Origin of the sequence: Citrobacter sp. Cpo032 (assembly GCF_030332975.1) — a bacterium.
GTDB classification, from domain to species: domain Bacteria; phylum Pseudomonadota; class Gammaproteobacteria; order Enterobacterales; family Enterobacteriaceae; genus Citrobacter; species Citrobacter portucalensis.
Genome location: NZ_JAOWGU010000049.1, coordinates 161,583 through 180,062 on the forward strand (window position 1 = coordinate 161,583; position 18,480 = coordinate 180,062).

The following is an 18,480-nucleotide window of genomic DNA, read 5'->3' on the forward strand; positions in this document are numbered from 1 at the left end:
GATAAGCCTCCACAACGATTCCTCTGTAGTTCAGTCGGTAGAACGGCGGACTGTTAATCCGTATGTCACTGGTTCGAGTCCAGTCAGAGGAGCCATATTTAAAAAGCCTGCTTAGGAAACTAAGCAGGCTTTTTGCTTTTTGTTTCAAGCCTGATCGAGCGAAGCTATACCGGAATCTTACGCCGGGAAATCCCCATGCTGACGCGCAACCAACGTCAGAATGGAATACAGCGCCACCGCCTGCTGGTGCTGATTAAAGATCTCCACCGACCACTCCACCACGCCGGTCGCTTTTTCTTCGGCATTTCGCTGACGTTTCACCGTTTTGCGTTTGCAGGTTAAACGCACCTGGATAGTGTCGCCCGGCTTAACTGGCTCGATAAAGCGCAGGTTTTCCATGCCATAGTTGGCAATCACTGGACCGACACCCGCGTCGACAAACAGCCCGGCTGCGGCGGAAATCAGGAAGTAACCGTGCACCACGCGCTCGCCGAAAATGGAATCGGCTGCTGCAATCTTGTCCATATGGGCGTAGAAGTGGTCACCGCTGAGGCAGGCAAAGTTAACGATATCCGCTTCGGTCAGTGTACGACGTGGCGTCAGCAGGCTGTCGCCCGGCTGGATCTCTTCGAAGTATTTACGGAACGGGTGAATACGATCTTCCTCCACCCGAGCGCCACGCACCCACTGTTGGCTTACCGCCGCGAGCATGGTTGGGCTGCCCTGAATGGCGGTGCGTTGCATGTAGTGTTTCACCGCGCGTAGACCACCCAGCTCTTCACCGCCGCCTGCACGTCCAGGCCCACCGTGGACCAACTGTGGCAGCGGAGATCCGTGGCCGGTCGATTCCACCGAGGACTCTTCGTTCAGCACCTGAATACGCCCGTGGGCGCGGGCCGCACCGAGGATAAACTCTCGCGCCAGTTCGCCGCTCGCCGTCACCAACGTTCCTGCCAGACTGCCTTCACCGGCGCGTGCCAGCGTCATGGCATGCTCGGTATTTTGATACGGCATCAGCGTGGCGACCGGGCCAAAGGCTTCAATTGCATGTACCGCGGCAATTTCATCCGGCTGCGGACAAAACAGCAGAGTTGGCGGGAAGAAAGCCCCAGCCGTGCTCAGATCTGCTTTTCCACCCAGCAGCACCTCACACCCGGCTTCAACCAGACGATTCACATTATCCTGCACGTCCTGACGCTGATCGTTATTCACCAGCGACCCCATCTTCACGCCTTCCTGCGCCGGATCGCCCACTACCACTTTTTGCAGACGGGTAATCAGCGCCTCGCTGACCGCTTTCACCTGCGCCTGTGGCACGATAATGCGGCGGATAGCGGTACATTTCTGCCCGGCTTTGGTCGTCATCTCGCGCACTACTTCACGTACAAACAATGCAAACTCAGGCTGTTCTGGGGTGACGTCATCACCCAGCACACAGCAGTTGAGTGAATCCGCTTCCATGGTGAATGGAACCGATTTAGCCACCAGATTGGGATGCACGCGCAGCTGCTGTCCGGTATGAGCAGAACCGGTAAAGGTCACCACATCCTGGCTGTCGAGGTGATCGAGCAGGTCACCCGCGCTGCCGCAGATAAGGCTAATTGCGCCGTTCGGTACCAGACCACTGTCGATAATCGCTTTCACCATTGCCTGAGTGAGCTGCGCGGTGGCGGTTGCAGGTTTGATAATGGCGGGCATCCCGGCAAGCAAGGTTGGCGCCAGCTTCTCCAGCATACCCCAGCAGGGGAAGTTAAAGGCGTTGATATGCACCGCAACACCGGATTTGGAGGTCAGCACGTGGCGTGCGGCAAAACCGCCCTGTTTGGACAGCGGGATCAGTTCGTCTTCCGGCCACAGCGTATCGTCCGGCAGCTCGCGGCCACCGAGACTGGCATAAGTGAAAAGCGTGCCAATGCCGCCTTCGATATCGACCCAGCTGTCACCGCGCGTTGCTCCGGTTTGCGCGGATATGGCATAGAAATCGGCTTTCAGTTCCATTAAATGCTTCGCCACCGCTTTTAGCATCGCGCTGCGCTCAATAAAACTCATTGCCTGTAACGCTTTGCCGCCGTGCTCAATAGCAAAGCGGCGCGCTTGCGCCATATCCAGTCCAACGCTTGTCACTTCCCAAAGCGCTTCACCGGTAAGGGCGTGGTGGATGGTGCGGGTGCGGCCCCGGCCTGTCTGCCAGGCACCGGATAAATAACTGGCTAACTGCTGCATCGTTAATCTCCAGATGTGTTCCGTAATATCTCTTTAAATAGTTCTTTTATGAATCACAAAATGCAAGCGAGATTTTAATAATTTATTAACAATGCGATCGCGAACACTTTATCTTAATTGGTTATCTATCTGTTATTAATGGATAAACAAAAACCATTTGCGACAAGTATCGCAAAACCAGCAAACAAAATTTGTGGTTTTATTTAACCAAGATGTAACTTTTGTAAAACAAAGTGATTCACAAATATTGATTTGTTGAAATTATCGGAATCATAAGGTGATGACGTGACAGAAGAACAACGCTTTGACCAGCGCATCGCGCAGGAAACGGCCATCGAGCCGCAGGACTGGATGCCGGACGCATACCGTAAGACGCTGATCCGCCAGATTGGCCAGCATGCGCACTCGGAAATTGTCGGCATGTTGCCGGAAGGCAACTGGATAACCCGCGCACCCACGCTGAGGCGTAAGGCCATTCTGCTCGCAAAAGTACAGGACGAGGCCGGACACGGTCTGTACCTCTACAGCGCGGCGGAAACACTGGGCTGCGCGCGTGAAGATCTGTACCAGAAGATGCTCGACGGCCAGATGAAATACTCCTCCATCTTCAACTACCCAACCCTGAGCTGGGCGGATATCGGTGTGATCGGCTGGCTGGTCGATGGCGCGGCGATTGTTAACCAGGTGGCGCTGTGTCGTACCTCCTACGGCCCGTATGCCAGGGCGATGGTCAAAATCTGCAAAGAAGAGAGCTTCCATCAGCGTCAGGGCTTCGAAGCGTGTATGGCGCTGGCTACTGGTAGCGAGGAACAGCGTCAGATGCTGCAGGACGCCATCAACCGTTTCTGGTGGCCTGCGTTGATGATGTTTGGCCCGAACGACGACAACTCACCGAACAGTGCCCGCAGCATGGCGTGGAAAATCAAACTGCACTCCAACGACGAACTGCGTCAGCGCTTTGTTGATAACACGGTCCCGCAGGTAGAAATCCTCGGTATGACCGTGCCGGACGCCGACCTACAGCTTGATGAAGTGACGGGGAAATATCGATTCGGTGAGATCGACTGGCAGGAATTTAATGAGGTCATCAACGGTCGTGGTGTCTGCAACCACGAACGTCTGGGCGCAAAGCGTAAGGCCTGGGAAGAAGGGGCATGGGTGCGCGAGGCCGCACTGGCGCACGCCGAAAAGCAACAGGCCCGCGACGCGGCGTAAGGAGAGAGTCATGAGCAAAACATACTGGCCGTTATACGAAGTTTTTGTCCGCAGCAAACAAGGGTTATCACACCGTCACGTTGGAAGTCTGCATGCCGCCGATGACCAGATGGCGCTGGAAAATGCACGCGATGCCTATACACGCCGCAGCGAAGGCTGCTCCATTTGGGTGGTGAAAGCCAGCGAAATTGTTGCGTCACAGCCGGAAGAACGCGGTGAGTTTTTTGACCCGGCGGAGAGCAAAGTCTATCGCCATCCCACGTTCTACACCGTGCCGGACGGCATGGAACATATGTGAGGCAACGATGAATAACCTGAATCCCGTTGCAACCTATGCCCTGCGTCTGGGCGATAACGGCCTGGTGCTGGCTCAGCGTCTGGGTGCCTGGTGCGGTCATGCGCCGGAGCTGGAGATTGATCTGGCGCTGGCTAATATCGGCCTCGACCTGCTGGGGCAGGCGCGCAACTTCCTCAGCTACGCCGCCGAACTGGCGGGTAACGGCGACGAAGACACGCTGGCTTTTGGTCGTGACGAGCGTCAGTTCCGCAATCTGTTGCTGGTGGAACAGCCTAACGGCAACTTTGCCGACACGATCGCTCGCCAGTTCTTTATCGACGTCTGGCATGTGGCGCTGTTCACTCGTTTGGTTAACAGCCGCGATAAGCAGATTGCGGCTATCGCTGCCAAAGGACTGAAAGAAGTGCGTTATCACCTGCGCTTCAGCCGCGGCTGGCTGGAGCGACTGGGGAATGGTACTGACTACTCCGCGCAACTGATGCAGAAGGCGGTGGACAATCTGTGGCGTTACACCGGCGAATTGTTCCTTGCCGACGAACTGGAGATCGCTCTGGCCAGGCAGGGCATTGCCGTCGATCCCCGCGAACTGCAAACCGAATGGCAGACGACGGTACACACTGCGCTGATTGATTCTGGTTTACACGTTCCGCAAGAGGCGGCGTTTCGCAACGGCGGTAAGCAGGGGCTACACAGCGAACATCTCGGGCCGATGTTGGCCGAGATGCAGTACTTGCAGCGTGCGTATCCTGGTCAGCAGTGGTAGCAGGGGGTGGCTATGCAACGTCTTACCGCGGTCGCACCGCCAGAGGTGCACACCGTTTGGGGGCTGTTAAGTGCGATTTCCGATCCGGAAGTGCCGGTGCTGACCATCACCGATCTCGGCATGGTACGCAGCGTTGAGCGCTGCGGCGACGGCTGGGTAATCGGCTTTACGCCGACGTACTCCGGCTGCCCGGCCACCGAGCATCTACTGGGTGAAATTCGCATGGTGATGGCGGAGCACGGCTATACGCCAGTACATATCGTCCTGCAGCTTGACCCACCGTGGACCACTGACTGGATGAGCCCGGACGCCCGCGAACGCCTGCGCCAGTATGGTATCAGCCCGCCGCAGGCCCACGCCTGTCATGCCGAAATGCCAACTGACGTACAGTGCCCGCGCTGCGCTAGCCCCCATACCTCGCTGATTAGCGAATTCGGATCCACGGCCTGTAAAGCGTTGTATCGCTGCGACAGCTGCCGTGAACCCTTTGATTACTTTAAATGTATTTGAGGTTGCGATGACAACATTTCATTCGCTTACCGTGGCCAACGTCGAAGCGGAAACGCGCGATGCGGTGACCATCACTTTCACCATTCCCGACGCGCTGCGTAATGCCTACGCCTTCCGACCGGGCCAGCATTTGACGCTGAAAGCTCACCTCGGTGGAGAAGAGCTGCGTCGGTGTTACTCCATTTGTCGCAGCCGCTCGCCGTCGGAAATTAGCGTCGCGGTTAAAGCTATCGACGGTGGGCGTTTCTCCCGCTATGCCCAGCAGGATATCCAGCAGGGTATGGCGCTGGAAGTGATGGTGCCGCAAGGGCACTTCGGCTACCAGCCGCAGGCCGAGCGCGAAGCCGAATATCTGGCGATTGCCGCCGGGTCCGGCATTACGCCGATGATGGCGATTATTGAAGCGACGCTGACGATCGAACCGGCCAGCCAGTTCACGCTGATCTACGGCAACCGCAGCAGCCACAGCATGATGTTCCGTCAGGCGCTGGCCGATCTGAAAGACCGCTATCCGCAGCGTTTACAGGTGGTGCACTTGTTCAGTCAGGAGGCGATGGACAGCGATCTGCTACAGGGTCGTATTGACGGCGACAAACTGCGTGCGCTGGGTAAAAACCTGCTCGATTTCAGCCGCTTTGACGACGCCTTTATCTGTGGCCCATCGGCAATGATGGATGAAGCCGAAGTGGCACTGCGCGAACTGGGCATAGCGGAAAAATCCATTCACCTTGAGCGTTTCAATACGCCGGGGACCAGCGTGAAACGCGCCACCGGCGTGCAGGCGGAAGGCCGCACGGTCACCCTTCGTCAGGATGGGCGCGATCGCCTGATTTCACTGAATGCGGAAGATGACAGCATTCTCGACGCCGCGTTGCGCCAGGGCGCTGACCTGCCGTTCGCCTGTAAAGGCGGCGTGTGCGCTACCTGCAAATGCAAGGTGGTCAGCGGCGAGGTGGCGATGGCCGCCAACTACAGCCTTGAAGCCGATGAACTGGCGGCGGGCTATGTGCTGAGCTGCCAGGCGCTGCCAACCAGCGGTGACGTAGTGGTCGACTTCGATGCGCGGGGGATGGCATGAGCGAACTGCTGATTTCCCGTCACGACCGTGTACTGCAACTGACCCTGAACCGCCCACAGGCGCGTAACGCACTGAACAATGCGCTGCTAACGCAGATTGCTGACGCGCTGGAAAGCGCGGCGGCGGACGCCAGCATCAGCGTTTGCGTGATTAGCGGCAACCTGCGCTACTTCGCTGCCGGAGCCGATCTCAACGAAATGGCGGAAAAAGATCTGCCCGCCACTTTCGACGATATTCGCCCTCGCCTGTGGGCACGTATTGATGCCTTCAACAAGCCGTTGATCGCGGTGGTTAACGGTTACTCGCTGGGAGCCGGGTGCGAGCTGGCTCTGCTGTGCGACCTGGTGATTGCCGGGGATAACGCCCGCTTTGGTCTGCCGGAGATTACTCTCGGCACCATGCCAGGGGCGGGCGGTACGCAGCGGCTTATCCGTAGTGTTGGTAAAGCGCTGGCCAGCCGAATGGTGCTGAGCGGTGAAAGCATTGATGCCGAACGAGCGCAACAGGCCGGGCTGGTGAGTGACATTCACCCGGCGAACCTCTCCGATGAATACGCGCTCAAGCTGGCGGCGACCATCGCCCGTCACTCACCGCTGGCGCTGCGGGCGGCAAAACAGTCTCTACGCGCTGCGCAAGAAGTGGGTCTCCAGGCCGGTCTGGTGCAGGAACGTCAGCTGTTTACGCTGCTGAGCGGCACCGAAGATCGTCGTGAAGGCGTCAGCGCCTTTTTAGAAAAACGCACACCGGAATTTAAAGGACGCTAATCGTGGACGTATTTATTCTCAGCGAAGTGGAGCAGGGCGTGATGACTATCACCCTGAACCGCCCGGACCGACTCAACAGCTTTAACGACGTGATGCACCAGCAGCTCGCCGACTGCCTGAAACAGGCCGAGCGCGACGACACCATTCGTTGTCTGCTGATCACCGGCGCCGGACGCGGATTTTGCGCCGGACAGGATCTGAACGACCGTAACGTTGACCCGAGCGGTCCCGCGCCGGATCTGGGCATGTCGGTGGAACGCTTCTACAACCCGCTGGTGCGCCGCTTAGCCGCGCTGCCGAAGCCGGTTATCTGTGCCGTCAACGGCGTTGCCGCTGGTGCCGGTGCCACACTGGCCTTGGGCTGCGACATCGTCCTTGCCGCGCGCTCGGCGAAGTTTGTTATGGCCTTCAGCAAACTCGGCCTGGTGCCGGACTGCGGCGGAAGCTGGGTGCTGCCGCGCGTAGCCGGTCGCGCTCGCGCCGTGGGTTTGCTGATGCTTGGCGATAACCTCAGCGCCGAACAGGCCGCGCAGTGGGGCATGATCTGGCAAGTGGTCGACGATGCCGAGTTGAAAGATACCGCGTTGACCATGGCGCGCCATTTCGCGACGCAGCCGACCTATGGCCTGGGGCTGATTAAGAAAGCCTTGCAGCTTTCCGAAACCAACACGCTGGATCAGCAGCTTGAGCTTGAGCGCGACTACCAGCGCATGGCCGGTCGCAGCGACGACTATCGCGAAGGGGTCAGCGCCTTTCTCGGCAAACGCCCACCACAGTTCAGCGGGAAATAAGCCATGACGCAAACTCTTCATCGCGTTGCCGTGATCGGCGGCGGAACAATGGGGGCAGGCATTGCCGAAGTGGCTGCCAGCGCCGGACATTCGGTCCTGCTGTATGACATTTCCACTGAGGCGATTACTCGCGCCATTGAGGGTATTCGCCAGCGACTCGACGTTCGTGTTGGTCGTGGAAAAATCAGTGCGGAACAGGCCAGTGAATTACTGGCACGGATCGCCCCCGCGACTGAACTGAATCAGCTTGCCGATGCACAACTGGTGATTGAAGCCGCTTCCGAGCAACTGGAAATTAAAAAAGCGCTGTTCAGTCAGTTGGCGGAGATCTGTTTGCCGTCAACGCTGCTGACCAGTAATACCTCGTCGATCTCAATTACCGCAATTGCGGCGGGAGTGAAGCATCCGGAACGTGTGGCGGGGCTGCATTTCTTTAACCCTGCACCGGTGATGAAACTGGTGGAAGTGGTGAGCGGCCTTGCCACCTCAACTGAGGTAGTTGAGCTGCTTAGCCAGTGCGTAATCGCCTGGGGCAAGCAGCCGGTGCGCTGCCGCTCAACGCCGGGTTTTATCGTCAACCGTGTGGCGCGTCCGTACTACGCTGAAGCCTGGCGCGCGCTGGAAGAACAGGTTGCGTCAGCGGAAGTGATTGATGCGGCGCTGCGTGATGGCGGCGGCTTCCCGATGGGACCGCTGGCGCTGACCGACTTGATTGGTCAGGACGTCAACTTTGCCGTGACCTGTTCGGTGTTTAACGCCTTCTGGCAGGACCGCCGTTTTCTACCGTCTTTGCTGCAACAGGAGCTCGCTCTGGCGGGGCGTCTGGGAAAGAAGAGCGGCCACGGCGTCTATCGCTGGCCTGCTGAAGTATCGCCTGAACTGGCTGTTGCAGCGGTAGCGCCTAAAAATGCAGCAAAAAATATCAAGCGTGACGTTGTCACTGAGCTGGATGATGTGCTGCTCCTTGAAACTACCGGTGAAACCGCGCTGGCCTTAAGCGTGCAGCACCAGCGCCCGGTGGTGGTGTATGACCATGCTGCGGGCGACACCGTCGTGCTGGCAAGCGCACCAACCAACCCGGCTTCAGCCACCGACAAAGCGGTGTACTACTTCCAGCAGCAGGGCAAAAAAGTGCTGCGTATTGCCGACTACCCAGGGCTGCTGGTATGGCGCACGGTAGCGATGCTGGCGAACGAAGCGCTGGATACGCTGCAAAAAGGAGTCGCCAGCGCCGAGGATATCGATGCCGCCATGCGCTTGGGGGTCAACTACCCGCACGGGCCGCTGGCCTGGGGCGAATCGCTCGGCTGGGGACGTGTGCTTCGTCTGCTGGAAAATCTACAACAGCACTACGGCGAAGAACGCTATCGCCCGAGTGCGCTGCTGCGCCAGAAAGCGCTGATGGAGATGCGTCATGAGTAACGAAGCCTGGCGCAACGCCCGCGCCATGTATGTGAAAGACACCTGCGCGCAGGCGCTGGGGATTGAAATTATTGAGATGGACGACGGTTATTCGCAGATGACTATGACCGTGTCGCCGTCGCAGCTGAATGGCCATCAGACCTGTCACGGCGGGCAACTGTTTTCACTGGCGGATACTGCCTTTGCTTACGCCTGCAACAGTCAGGGACTGGCGGCAGTAGCCTCAGCGGCCAGTATCGACTTTCTGCGTCCGGCCTTTGCAGGTGACAAACTGACCGCCACCGCGCGGGTCAAGCAGCAAGGCAAACTCACTGGCGTTTACGACATTGAAATTGTCAATCAGCAACACAAAACCGTGGCTCTGTTTCGCGGCAAATCCCACCGCATCGGTGGCACGATTACAGGAGAAGTCTAATGCGTGACGCATTTATTTGTGACGGTATTCGTACCCCGATTGGTCGCTACGGCGGGGCGCTGGCAGGCGTGCGTGCCGACGATCTGGCGGCCATCCCGTTGCGTGAATTACTCAACCGCAACCCACGCCTGGATCCCAGCGCTATTGACGATGTGATCTTCGGTTGCGCCAACCAGGCGGGCGAGGATAACCGCAACGTGGCGCATATGGCGACCCTGCTGGCGGGTTATCCGCACAGCGTTGCCGGCACGACCATCAACCGTCTGTGCGGCTCAGGGCTTGATGCAATCGGCTTCGCTGCTCGCACGATCAAAGCCGGTGATGCCGACCTGCTGATCGCTGGTGGTGTTGAGTCAATGTCACGCGCGCCGTTTGTAATGGGCAAAGCCACCGCGCCGTTTCAGCGTCAGGCCGAGATGTTTGATACCACCATTGGCTGGCGTTTTGTGAACCCGCTCATGCAGCAACAATTCGGAACTGACAGCATGCCGGAAACGGCGGAGAATGTAGCTGAATTGTTAAATATAAGCCGAGAGGACCAGGACGCCTTTGCGTATCGCAGCCAGCAGCGCACGGCGAAAGCCCTGCGTGACGGCATTCTGGCGCAGGAAATTGTGCCGGTACAAATCATTGGCAAGAAAGGGGCAGTTAGCGCAGTACGTGAAGATGAACATCCGCGTGCAGAAACCACGCTGGAGCAACTCGCACAACTGAAAACACCGTTTCGTAAGAACGGCGTGGTTACCGCAGGCAATGCCTCTGGGGTGAACGACGGCGCGGCAGCAATGATCGTAGCCAGCGAGCAACACATAAAGGCCCAGGGACTAACGCCGCGTGCACGCATTGTCGCGATGGCGACGGCGGGCGTGGAGCCGAAGTTTATGGGGCTTGGGCCAGTTCCTGCGGTACGAAAAGTGCTGGAGCGCGCCGGGCTGAATATCAACGATATGGATGTGATTGAGCTGAATGAAGCCTTTGCCGCCCAGGCGTTGGGTGTGATGAGACAGCTTGGACTGGCAGATGACGCAGAACACGTGAATCCCAATGGGGGGGCTATCGCTTTAGGTCACCCGCTGGGGATGAGCGGTGTGCGGTTAGCGCTGGCCGCAACGCTGGAGCTGGAACGACGCAATGGACGTTATGCGCTGTGTACGATGTGTATTGGCGTGGGTCAGGGCATTGCCATGATCCTTGAGCGAGTGTGAGCTAATTGACCTGCGAGTGCCCTACAAAATGACAACGACAACAACAAAATTAGATCCGATTGAAACCGCATCGCGTGACGAATTACAGGCTTTGCAAACCGAGCGCCTGAAATGGACGTTAAAACACGCCTATGAAAATGTCCCGATGTACCGCCGTAAGTTCGACGCGGCGGGGGTTCACCCGGATGATTTCCGTGAGCTGAGCGATCTGAGCAAGTTTCCCTGCACCACCAAGCAGGACCTGCGTGACAACTATCCCTTCGACACCTTCGCGGTACCGATGGAGCAGGTGGTGCGTATCCATGCATCATCCGGCACCACGGGTAAACCGACGGTGGTGGGCTATACGCAAAATGATATCGATACCTGGGCTAACATCGTCGCCCGCTCGCTGCGTGCCGCAGGCGGTACCGCGAAAGATAAAATCCACGTCGCTTATGGCTATGGCCTTTTCACCGGCGGACTGGGCGCGCACTACGGCGCGGAACGCCTGGGGGCAACGGTTATCCCGATGTCCGGCGGTCAAACCGAGAAACAGGCGCAGCTGATTCGCGATTTCAAACCTGACATGATTATGGTCACGCCATCCTACTGTCTGAACCTGATTGAAGAGCTGGAGCGCCAGATGGGCGGTGACGCGCGGGGTTGTTCGCTGCGTACCGGTGTTTTTGGCGCAGAGCCGTGGACAACGGGGATGCGGACGGAGATCGAACGTCGCCTGGGTATTACGGCGCTGGATATTTATGGCCTCTCGGAAGTGATGGGGCCGGGCGTGGCGATGGAGTGCATCGAAACGGGTGATGGTCCGACAATATGGGAGGATCATTTCTTCCCGGAAGTGGTCAATCCGGATGACGGTACGCCACTGGCCGACGGAGAGCACGGCGAACTGCTGTTCACCACGCTGACGAAAGAAGCGCTACCGGTCATTCGTTATCGTACCCGCGACCTGACGCGCCTGCTGCCGGGTACCGCGCGCACGATGCGTCGTATGGATCGCATTAGCGGGCGCAGCGACGATATGCTGATTATTCGCGGCGTCAACGTCTTTCCATCGCAGGTGGAAGAAGAGATCCTCAAGATTGAACATCTGGCTCCGCATTACCAGTTGGAAGTGGATCGCCGTGGCCATCTTGATTCGCTTTCGGTACGCGTGGAGCTTAAAGAGAGTAGCCTGGTGCTAAGCCATGAGCAGCGCTGCCAGATTTGCCATCATTTGCGTCATCGTATTAAGTCGATGGTCGGTATTTCAACGGACGTAAGCATTGTTAACTGCGGCAGCATCCCGCGCTCAGAAGGAAAGGCGTGTCGGGTGTTCGACCTGCGCAAAGTTGCCGCCAACGGTTAAGACTCGTAGGCCTGATAAGCGCAGCGCCATCAGGCGAGAGCGCACAAGTTACCGGATGGCGGCGTTGCCTTATCCGGCCTACAAATTCCTGCCATATCGCGGAAATTATCCTGTGCTATGATTCAAAAAGGACAAAAAAGACAACAGTATGAATCATATGGAAAAACTCGATAGTTTTATTCAGCAGGCGGTAACCGCAATGCCGGTCAGCGGCACCTCGCTTATCGCCTCGCTTTACGGGGACTGTTTATCGCAACGCGGTGGAGAAGTCTGGCTCGGTAGCGTTGCCGCGCTGCTGGAAGGGCTTGGCTTCGGTGAACGTTTTGTACGTACCGCGCTGTTTCGCCTTAATAAAGAAGAATGGCTGGACGTAGTACGTATCGGCCGTCGCAGTTTCTACCGCCTGAGTGATAAAGGGCTACGCTTGACGCGCCGCGCCGAGAGCAAAATCTACCGTGCCAACGCCCCTGAGTGGGACGGTACCTGGCTGCTGCTGCTGTCGGAGGGGCTGGAGAAAAATACCCTGGCCGAAGTTAAAAAGCAGCTGTTATGGCAAGGTTTTGGCGTACTGGCGCCGAGTCTGCTGGCGTCGCCATCGCAAAAACTGGCGGACGTACAGTCGCTGCTCCATGAAGCTGGGGTGGCGGAAAACGTCATCGTTTTTGAGGCGCATTCGCCGTTGGCACTCTCCCGCGCTGCGCTGCGTGAGCGGGTAGAAGGGTGCTGGCACTTAACCGAACAAAATGCCATGTACGAGGCGTTTATCACGCTGTTCCGTCCGTTGTTACCGCTACTGCGTGACGCCGGGCCGGACGAACTTACGCCAGAGCGCTGCTTCCAGATCCGCCTGTTGCTCATTCACTTCTATCGTCGGGTTGTGCTCAAAGATCCGCTGCTGCCGGAAGAATTGTTGCCTGCTCACTGGCTGGGTCAGACGGCGCGTCAGCTGTGCATTAATATTTATCAACGTGTTGCGCCCGGCGCCCAGGTTTTCGTCAGCGAAAAAGGCGAGAGCTCGGTGGGGGAACTGCCCGCGCCGGGTCCGCTCTATTATCAACGCTTCGGCGGATTAGCCGAGGTGTAACAGGAGAAGCCATGCCGATTTACCAGATTGACGGGATGATCCCGGTAGTTCCTGCAGAAAGCTATGTTCACCCAACCGCAGTGCTGATTGGCGATGTCATTCTCGGCAAAGGTGTTTATGTTGGTCCCAACGCCAGCCTGCGCGGAGATTTTGGGCGTATCGTGGTTAAAGATGGGGCGAATATCCAGGATAACTGCGTGATGCACGGATTTCCCGGCCAGGATACGGTAGTGGAAGAGGACGGACATATCGGCCACGGGGCGATTCTGCACGGCTGTGTGATTGGGCGTAACGCGCTGATCGGCATGAGCGCGGTGATTATCGATGGCGCGACCATCGGTGAAAACAGTATCGTTGGTGCTTCGGCGTTTGTGAAAGCGCGAGCTGAGATGCCCGCCAACCATCTGATTGTCGGCAGCCCGGCGAAAGCGATTCGCATGTTAACTGAGCAGGAACTGGTGTGGAAAAAACAGGGCACTCGCGAGTATCAGGTGCTGGTGGGGCGCTGTCAGCAGACGCTTGCAGAAGTGGAGCCGCTGACTGCGGTAGAACCCGACAGAAAGCGGCTGGAGTTTGATGAGAATTTGCAACCTAAGTCAGCGAGTTAGCGATTCTACGCAATACCCGGTGTCAGAACTGATAGCTGGCGGTAACGCTGACGTTACGCGGCTCACCATAAACGATAGAACCGTCGATATTCGTGTCGTAGGTTTTATCGAACAGGTTATTAAGGTTACCCTGCACTGAGAAGTTTTTTGTTACCTGGTAGCGGGTGAACAAATCTACCAGGGCGTAGCTTCCCTGTTCCGCGCGGAATGTGCCATAAGGCGTGACCGTATCGCTGTAAACACGATTCTGCCAGTTAACTCCACCGCCAACGGTCAGTTCCGGCATGGCTGGCAGGCGATAACGGGTAAACAGTTTGACCGTGGTCCGCGGCAGGTTTGGGTTTACTGCATTGCCTTCGTTGTCTTCTGCAACATAGCGTGTCGCACCAAACGTCATCTGCCAGTTATCGGTGATCGCACCGTTAATCTCGAATTCGACCCCTTTACTGACCGTACCATCCATCGCTTTAAAGGCCGTGTCGCCATTGCTACCGGCGATTGGCACGCCGGTTGATTGCGCTACGTTATCCTGTTCGATGCGGAACACCGCGAGCGTGGTGGTTAAACGGCTGTTCATCCAGTCGGACTTCAGACCAAGCTCATAGTTGTTGCCGGTGATCGGAGAGAGATATTTACCGGAACTGTCGCGCTTGTTCTGCGGCTGGAAGATTGAGGTATAGCTGGCGTAGGTAGACCAGTTATCGTCAATGTCATATACCAGACCCGCATACGGCGTGGTGTGGTTTTGCTCCATGCTGTAGGTCAGGGTGTCGATACGCCAGTTGGTGTAACGTGCGCCAACAATCAAATGCAGTGGGTCGGCCAGCGAAATACGCGTTGCGGCGTACAGCGATTTCATGTGCGTGGTATCGTCCTGAGCCAATGACTGCGGGTTCCAGTTGGTTTCAGGGAAGTTACCATCATAGGTATAGAAGCTGCCGATTTCGTTGGGGAAAACGTTCGCCCACGAGCTTTCATAACGGTTATTCTGTTTACTGTAGCTGCCGCCCAGCATCAGATTATGCTGACGACCAAACAGATCGTAACCGCCGTCGGCAAATAGATCGACAGCATCCACTTTACGTTTGCCGCTGTTCCAGCCGGTTCCTCCGACGTAGTCATATCCCGGACCATAGTTGCCATATGGGCCAATCAGCGTGCCGTCGGCCTTATTAACATAGGCATCGACGTACATCATTTTACTGTCGAACTTGACCTCGGAGTGGGTGGCGTTCATGGTCGCCTGCCAGGTATCGGCAAAACGCTGTTTGATGGTGACAAACACTTTGTTGAAGTCTTTATCGTTGTAAGCCCAGTCCGGCGCAGTGCTGCGCGAACGGTCGTAGCTGTTTTTACTGCCATCGGTATTCCAGCGCGGCAATCCACCCCAGGTTGGGCTGTTGATATCAATGCGCTGATATTCATAGCCCGCAGACAGGCTGGTGGTGTCACCCAAATCGGCATCGACAATCCCGGAGAAGAACATTTTTTCGCTATTGTAGCGATCAAGCCAGGAGTCGTTATTCTGGTAACCCGCCACGATGCGACCGCGCACGTTGCCGTCTGCCGTAAGCGGGCTTTGCAGATCGGTCACATAGCGTTGTTTGTTCCAACTGCCATATTCCGCTGAAACATTACCGGTGAACTCGCGGCTGGTGGCATGCTTACGGATCATGTTAATGGAGGCTGAAGGGTTACCCGTCCCGGTCATTAGCCCGTTTGCGCCACGGACCACTTCGACACGCTCAAAAAGGGCGGTGTCAGAAAGGGCGTCACCGAGATTCCAGCGGGATTCAAAATAGGTCGGGATCCCATCGACCATATAGTTATCAATCTGAAATCCGCGCGAGTAATAGCTGCTGCGATCTGAATCCGCCTGGCTTTTGCTTATCCCCAACGTGTTGTCCATCACATCGCCCAGCGTTTGCAATTGCTGATCTTCCATGCGTTGCTGGCTGACAATGCTGACCGATTGCGGAATATCGCGCTGTGTCATTTGCATTTTTGTGCCAGCGGTCGTTGATTTAACGCTGTAATCTTGCTCCTCACTGGATGCCGAAGGAGCAGAACCTTCCACGATCACTGTCTCTTCTGCAGGGGCTGCGAGGCTGGTGGAAGGTAAAAGGGCTAGCGTGATGCATGCTGCCAGCAAAGAAGGGGCAAGCCCCGGTTGGCGTTGAACATTCCCGTTGAGTGTTGTGAAAGACATCGAAAAGTCCTTGATAATTATTAATATTAAGTTCAAATCACCGGTAGTTGTGATGAACCCTTTGGTTGTAAACTATTAAATGCGCATGTAAATACAAATGCGAAATATACGCATTAGCAATTAATGTGTAAACAGATGCTACGACATAAATGAAATATTGTTTCAGTACTATGCTTGAGCAATAGCGCAGGAAAATGGTTATAAGAGCAGCACTGACTGAGGTTTTCGCTTAAAAAATCGAGGGTTAAAGTTGAAAGAGCGTGAGGAACTCGCTCATACTCTATACTCGCAGAGTTACCCGGCGTAGCATGGCAAAACGCTTGGGCTGTTAATGAAAAAGGAAAACGTCGTGGCAGAAGAAACTATATTCAGCAAAATTATTCGTCGTGAGATTCCGTCGGATATCGTATACCAGGATGAACTGGTCACTGCGTTTCGTGATATTTCCCCTCAGGCACCAACGCATATCCTGATCATTCCTAACATTCTGATCCCAACTGTCAACGATGTGACGGCGGAACATGAACAGGCATTGGGCCGCATGATCACCGTTGCGGCGAAAATTGCTGAGCAGGAAGGCATTGCTGCAGATGGGTACCGCTTAATCATGAACACCAACCGCCACGGGGGGCAGGAGGTGTATCACATTCATATGCACCTGCTGGGTGGACGTGCGCTTGGCCCAATGCTTGCGCATAAAGGTCTGTAAGCATGACCAGAGGATGCATTGCGCTTTCACTGGGCTTGTTGTTGCTGGCGGGTTGTCGTTCACACCCTGAAATCCCAGTAAGTGATGAACAGTCGCTGGTGATGGAATCAACAATTCTGGCGGCGGGTATTACAGCAGAGCAGCCCACGTTAACAACGTCTGATATTCAGGCTTCGGCATCCTCGCGACTCTATAACGAAAGACAAGAACCCGTTACCGTTCATTATCGGTTTTACTGGTATGACGCCAGAGGGCTGGAAATGCACCCTCTGGAAGCGCCACGCAGTGTGACTATTCCGGCCCATTCGTCGGTGACGCTGTACGGCAGCGCCAATTTTCTGGGGGCGCACAAGGTTAGACTTTATCTTTATTTGTAAGGGGTGAATCTTGATGAACAAAATGAATCGCTACGCACTGATTGCCGCGCTGGCGATGTTTCTCTCTGGCTGTGTGGCGCAACGTGAGCCCGCGCCGGTAGAGGAAGTGAAGCCGGTACCGGAACAGCCTGCGCAGCCGCAACAGCCGGTGCCGGTTGTGCCAACGGTGCCAAGCATACCGCAGCAGCCGGGCCCAATTGAGCATGAAGACCAAACGGCGCAGCCTACGCCACGTCAACGTCACTATGACTGGAACGGGGCTATGCAGCCGATGGTCGGCAAAATGCTGCAGGCAGACGGCGTCAAAGCGGGCGGCGTTCTGCTGGTTGATAGCGTGAATAACCGCACCAACGGTTCGTTGAACGCGGGTGAAGCCACCGAAACCTTACGTAACGCGCTGGCGAATAACGGTAAGTTTACGCTGATTTCTGCCCAACAGCTGGCTGTCGCCAAACAGCAGTTAGGTCTGTCGCCGAATGACAGTCTGGGAACGCGCAGTAAAGCGATTGGTATCGCCCGTAACGTTGGCGCGCAGTATGTGCTTTATTCCAGCGCATCAGGCAACGTCAATTCGCCTGCGCTGCAAATGCAATTAATGCTGGTACAAACTGGCGAGATAATCTGGTCAGGTAAAGGTGCCGTTCAGCAACAATAACAGACTCACGCGCGGCGAAGTGTTGTCGCGCTATTTCCCGCAGTATCATCCCGTCGCGACCAGCCAAACCGGCCTGAGCGGCGGGAGCTGCATCATTGAACACCGTTCCCACCGACTGGTACTGCGCTGCCATCACGACCCTGACGCGCCGGAATCTCATTTCTTACGCCAATATCATGCGTTAAAACACCTGCCAGAAAGCCTTGCGCCACGTCCTCATTTTTATACGCGTGGGTGGATGGCAGTCGAGTTTTTTCACGGTAAGGTAGAATCCAGATTACCGGACGCCGACGAACTCGCAGGCTTACTGTATCATCTGCACCAGCAACCCCGATTGGGCTGGCGAATCAACCTGCTTCCGCTACTTGAACAGTACTGGCAGTGTGGCGATCCGGCGCGTCGTACACCATGCTGGCTGCGCGCGCTGAAGCGGCTAAGGAAACGAGGTGAGCCTCGACCTTTGCGCCTGGGGCCGCTGCATATGGATGTTCACGGTGACAACATCGTACATACGGCATCAGGACTGCGGCTGATTGACTGGGAATACGCCGGAGACGGTGATATTGCCCTGGAGCTGGCGGCAGTATGGGTTAGCGATGAATCCCAGCACCAACAGTTGGTTAGCACCTACGCCCAACGAGCGCACATTGAGCCAGACGTTTTGTGGCGACAGGTCAGACAATGGCAACCCTGGATAATGATGCTGAAGGCGGGGTGGTTTGAGTATCGCTGGCGGCAAACCGGCGATCGACAATTTATCAGGCTGGCCGATGAAACCTGGCGGCAGCTAACAATGAAAGGATAAG

Annotated in this window: 19 protein-coding genes and 1 tRNA gene; 18 read left to right on the top strand and 2 right to left on the bottom strand. The window is 56.4% G+C overall.

What is annotated here, in order from left to right; translation table 11 throughout:
• Window positions 1-19 precede the first annotated feature (19 nt).
• A tRNA-Asn gene (locus tag OGY33_RS19225) sits at window positions 20-95 on the top strand.
• 82 nt (window positions 96-177) lie between these two features.
• Here OGY33_RS19225 and paaZ read toward each other — a convergent pair.
• Window positions 178-2,223 (bottom strand): phenylacetic acid degradation bifunctional protein PaaZ, encoded by a 2,046-nt coding sequence (gene paaZ, locus OGY33_RS19230; protein ID WP_191238620.1) that lies wholly within the window; start codon window positions 2,221-2,223, stop codon window positions 178-180.
• A 285-nt stretch (window positions 2,224-2,508) separates the two neighbouring features.
• On the opposite strand from paaZ, the gene paaA reads away from it, so the two are divergent.
• From paaA to paaY, 13 genes are all read left to right on the top strand, one after another.
• A complete protein-coding gene (gene paaA / locus OGY33_RS19235) occupies window positions 2,509-3,438 on the top strand; it encodes a 1,2-phenylacetyl-CoA epoxidase subunit PaaA (RefSeq protein WP_191238619.1) in 930 nt (309 codons plus the stop codon).
• Between the two features lie 10 nt (window positions 3,439-3,448).
• Window positions 3,449-3,736 (top strand): 1,2-phenylacetyl-CoA epoxidase subunit PaaB, encoded by a 288-nt coding sequence (gene paaB, locus OGY33_RS19240; RefSeq protein ID WP_032943000.1) that lies wholly within the window; start codon window positions 3,449-3,451, stop codon window positions 3,734-3,736.
• Between the two features lie 7 nt (window positions 3,737-3,743).
• Window positions 3,744-4,499, top strand: coding sequence for a 1,2-phenylacetyl-CoA epoxidase subunit PaaC (gene paaC / locus OGY33_RS19245; RefSeq protein ID WP_048214436.1), 756 nt, complete (start codon window positions 3,744-3,746; stop codon window positions 4,497-4,499).
• 12 nt (window positions 4,500-4,511) lie between these two features.
• Window positions 4,512-5,009: a 1,2-phenylacetyl-CoA epoxidase subunit PaaD gene (gene paaD / locus OGY33_RS19250; RefSeq protein WP_149608126.1), complete on the top strand. Its 498-nt coding sequence runs from the start codon at window positions 4,512-4,514 to the stop codon at window positions 5,007-5,009.
• Window positions 5,010-5,016: 7 nt separating this feature from the next.
• Window positions 5,017-6,087, top strand: a complete 1,071-nt coding sequence (paaE, locus tag OGY33_RS19255; protein ID WP_191238618.1) for a 1,2-phenylacetyl-CoA epoxidase subunit PaaE — start codon at window positions 5,017-5,019, stop codon at window positions 6,085-6,087.
• Window positions 6,084-6,851 (top strand): 2,3-dehydroadipyl-CoA hydratase PaaF, encoded by a 768-nt coding sequence (gene paaF / locus OGY33_RS19260; protein WP_191238617.1) that lies wholly within the window; start codon window positions 6,084-6,086, stop codon window positions 6,849-6,851. The genes paaE and paaF overlap by 4 nt, the downstream gene beginning before the upstream one ends.
• A 2-nt stretch (window positions 6,852-6,853) precedes the next feature.
• Entirely contained in the window at window positions 6,854-7,642 is a 789-nt protein-coding gene (gene paaG, locus OGY33_RS19265) for a 2-(1,2-epoxy-1,2-dihydrophenyl)acetyl-CoA isomerase PaaG (RefSeq protein WP_048214432.1), read from the top strand.
• Window positions 7,643-7,645: 3 nt separating this feature from the next.
• Window positions 7,646-9,064 (top strand): 3-hydroxyacyl-CoA dehydrogenase PaaH, encoded by a 1,419-nt coding sequence (gene paaH / locus OGY33_RS19270; protein ID WP_149608123.1) that lies wholly within the window; start codon window positions 7,646-7,648, stop codon window positions 9,062-9,064.
• Window positions 9,057-9,479 carry a hydroxyphenylacetyl-CoA thioesterase PaaI gene (gene paaI, locus OGY33_RS19275; RefSeq protein ID WP_003832239.1) on the top strand — a complete coding sequence of 141 codons (423 nt, stop codon included), beginning with the start codon at window positions 9,057-9,059 and terminating at the stop codon, window positions 9,477-9,479. The genes paaH and paaI overlap by 8 nt, the downstream gene beginning before the upstream one ends.
• Complete coding sequence (gene pcaF, locus OGY33_RS19280; RefSeq protein WP_103285044.1) at window positions 9,479-10,684, top strand: 3-oxoadipyl-CoA thiolase; 1,206 nt, start codon at window positions 9,479-9,481, stop codon at window positions 10,682-10,684. The genes paaI and pcaF overlap by 1 nt, the downstream gene beginning before the upstream one ends.
• A gap of 28 nt (window positions 10,685-10,712) precedes the next feature.
• Window positions 10,713-12,032, top strand: a complete 1,320-nt coding sequence (gene paaK, locus OGY33_RS19285; protein ID WP_149608122.1) for a phenylacetate--CoA ligase PaaK — start codon at window positions 10,713-10,715, stop codon at window positions 12,030-12,032.
• A 157-nt stretch (window positions 12,033-12,189) separates the two neighbouring features.
• Window positions 12,190-13,116 carry a phenylacetic acid degradation operon negative regulatory protein PaaX gene (paaX, locus tag OGY33_RS19290; protein ID WP_165612492.1) on the top strand — a complete coding sequence of 309 codons (927 nt, stop codon included), beginning with the start codon at window positions 12,190-12,192 and terminating at the stop codon, window positions 13,114-13,116.
• 11 nt (window positions 13,117-13,127) lie between these two features.
• Window positions 13,128-13,724 (top strand): phenylacetic acid degradation protein PaaY, encoded by a 597-nt coding sequence (paaY, locus tag OGY33_RS19295; protein ID WP_032943013.1) that lies wholly within the window; start codon window positions 13,128-13,130, stop codon window positions 13,722-13,724.
• Window positions 13,725-13,746: 22 nt separating this feature from the next.
• Here paaY and fhuE read toward each other — a convergent pair whose 3' ends face one another.
• A complete protein-coding gene (fhuE, locus tag OGY33_RS19300; RefSeq protein WP_079934867.1) occupies window positions 13,747-15,933 on the bottom strand; it encodes a ferric-rhodotorulic acid/ferric-coprogen receptor FhuE in 2,187 nt (728 codons plus the stop codon).
• A 349-nt stretch (window positions 15,934-16,282) separates the two neighbouring features.
• On the opposite strand from fhuE, the gene hinT reads away from it, so the two are divergent.
• From hinT to thiK, 4 genes are read left to right on the top strand one after another with little or no spacing between them, the layout of a single operon-like run.
• Window positions 16,283-16,642 (top strand): purine nucleoside phosphoramidase, encoded by a 360-nt coding sequence (gene hinT / locus OGY33_RS19305; RefSeq protein ID WP_003030826.1) that lies wholly within the window; start codon window positions 16,283-16,285, stop codon window positions 16,640-16,642.
• 2 nt (window positions 16,643-16,644) lie between these two features.
• Complete coding sequence (locus tag OGY33_RS19310) at window positions 16,645-17,019, top strand: YcfL family putative periplasmic lipoprotein (RefSeq protein WP_048214425.1); 375 nt, start codon at window positions 16,645-16,647, stop codon at window positions 17,017-17,019.
• Between the two features lie 13 nt (window positions 17,020-17,032).
• Window positions 17,033-17,674, top strand: coding sequence for a penicillin-binding protein activator LpoB (gene lpoB / locus OGY33_RS19315; protein WP_008784426.1), 642 nt, complete (start codon window positions 17,033-17,035; stop codon window positions 17,672-17,674).
• A complete protein-coding gene (thiK, locus tag OGY33_RS19320) occupies window positions 17,655-18,479 on the top strand; it encodes a thiamine kinase (RefSeq protein ID WP_103285047.1) in 825 nt (274 codons plus the stop codon). Before lpoB ends, thiK begins: the two co-directional genes overlap by 20 nt.
• Window position 18,480: the final 1 nt, after the last annotated feature.

Excerpts from the sequence above, each read along its gene's own strand:
- paaH (WP_149608123.1), top strand. The coding sequence starts at position 7,646 with ATGACGCAAACTCTTCATCGCGTTGCCGTGATCGGCGGCGGAACAATG.
- paaD (WP_149608126.1), top strand. The coding sequence starts at position 4,512 with ATGCAACGTCTTACCGCGGTCGCACCGCCAGAGGTGCACACCGTTTGG.
- paaK (WP_149608122.1), top strand. The coding sequence starts at position 10,713 with ATGACAACGACAACAACAAAATTAGATCCGATTGAAACCGCATCGCGT.
- paaX (WP_165612492.1), top strand. The coding sequence starts at position 12,190 with ATGGAAAAACTCGATAGTTTTATTCAGCAGGCGGTAACCGCAATGCCG.
- paaZ (WP_191238620.1), bottom strand. The coding sequence starts at position 2,223 with ATGCAGCAGTTAGCCAGTTATTTATCCGGTGCCTGGCAGACAGGCCGG.
- paaE (WP_191238618.1), top strand. The coding sequence starts at position 5,017 with ATGACAACATTTCATTCGCTTACCGTGGCCAACGTCGAAGCGGAAACG.
- paaF (WP_191238617.1), top strand. The coding sequence starts at position 6,084 with ATGAGCGAACTGCTGATTTCCCGTCACGACCGTGTACTGCAACTGACC.
- paaB (WP_032943000.1), top strand. The coding sequence starts at position 3,449 with ATGAGCAAAACATACTGGCCGTTATACGAAGTTTTTGTCCGCAGCAAA.
- pcaF (WP_103285044.1), top strand. The coding sequence starts at position 9,479 with ATGCGTGACGCATTTATTTGTGACGGTATTCGTACCCCGATTGGTCGC.
- paaI (WP_003832239.1), top strand. The coding sequence starts at position 9,057 with ATGAGTAACGAAGCCTGGCGCAACGCCCGCGCCATGTATGTGAAAGAC.
- paaY (WP_032943013.1), top strand. The coding sequence starts at position 13,128 with ATGCCGATTTACCAGATTGACGGGATGATCCCGGTAGTTCCTGCAGAA.
- lpoB (WP_008784426.1), top strand. The coding sequence starts at position 17,033 with ATGAACAAAATGAATCGCTACGCACTGATTGCCGCGCTGGCGATGTTT.
- paaC (WP_048214436.1), top strand. The coding sequence starts at position 3,744 with ATGAATAACCTGAATCCCGTTGCAACCTATGCCCTGCGTCTGGGCGAT.
- OGY33_RS19310 (WP_048214425.1), top strand. The coding sequence starts at position 16,645 with ATGACCAGAGGATGCATTGCGCTTTCACTGGGCTTGTTGTTGCTGGCG.
- fhuE (WP_079934867.1), bottom strand. The coding sequence starts at position 15,933 with ATGTCTTTCACAACACTCAACGGGAATGTTCAACGCCAACCGGGGCTT.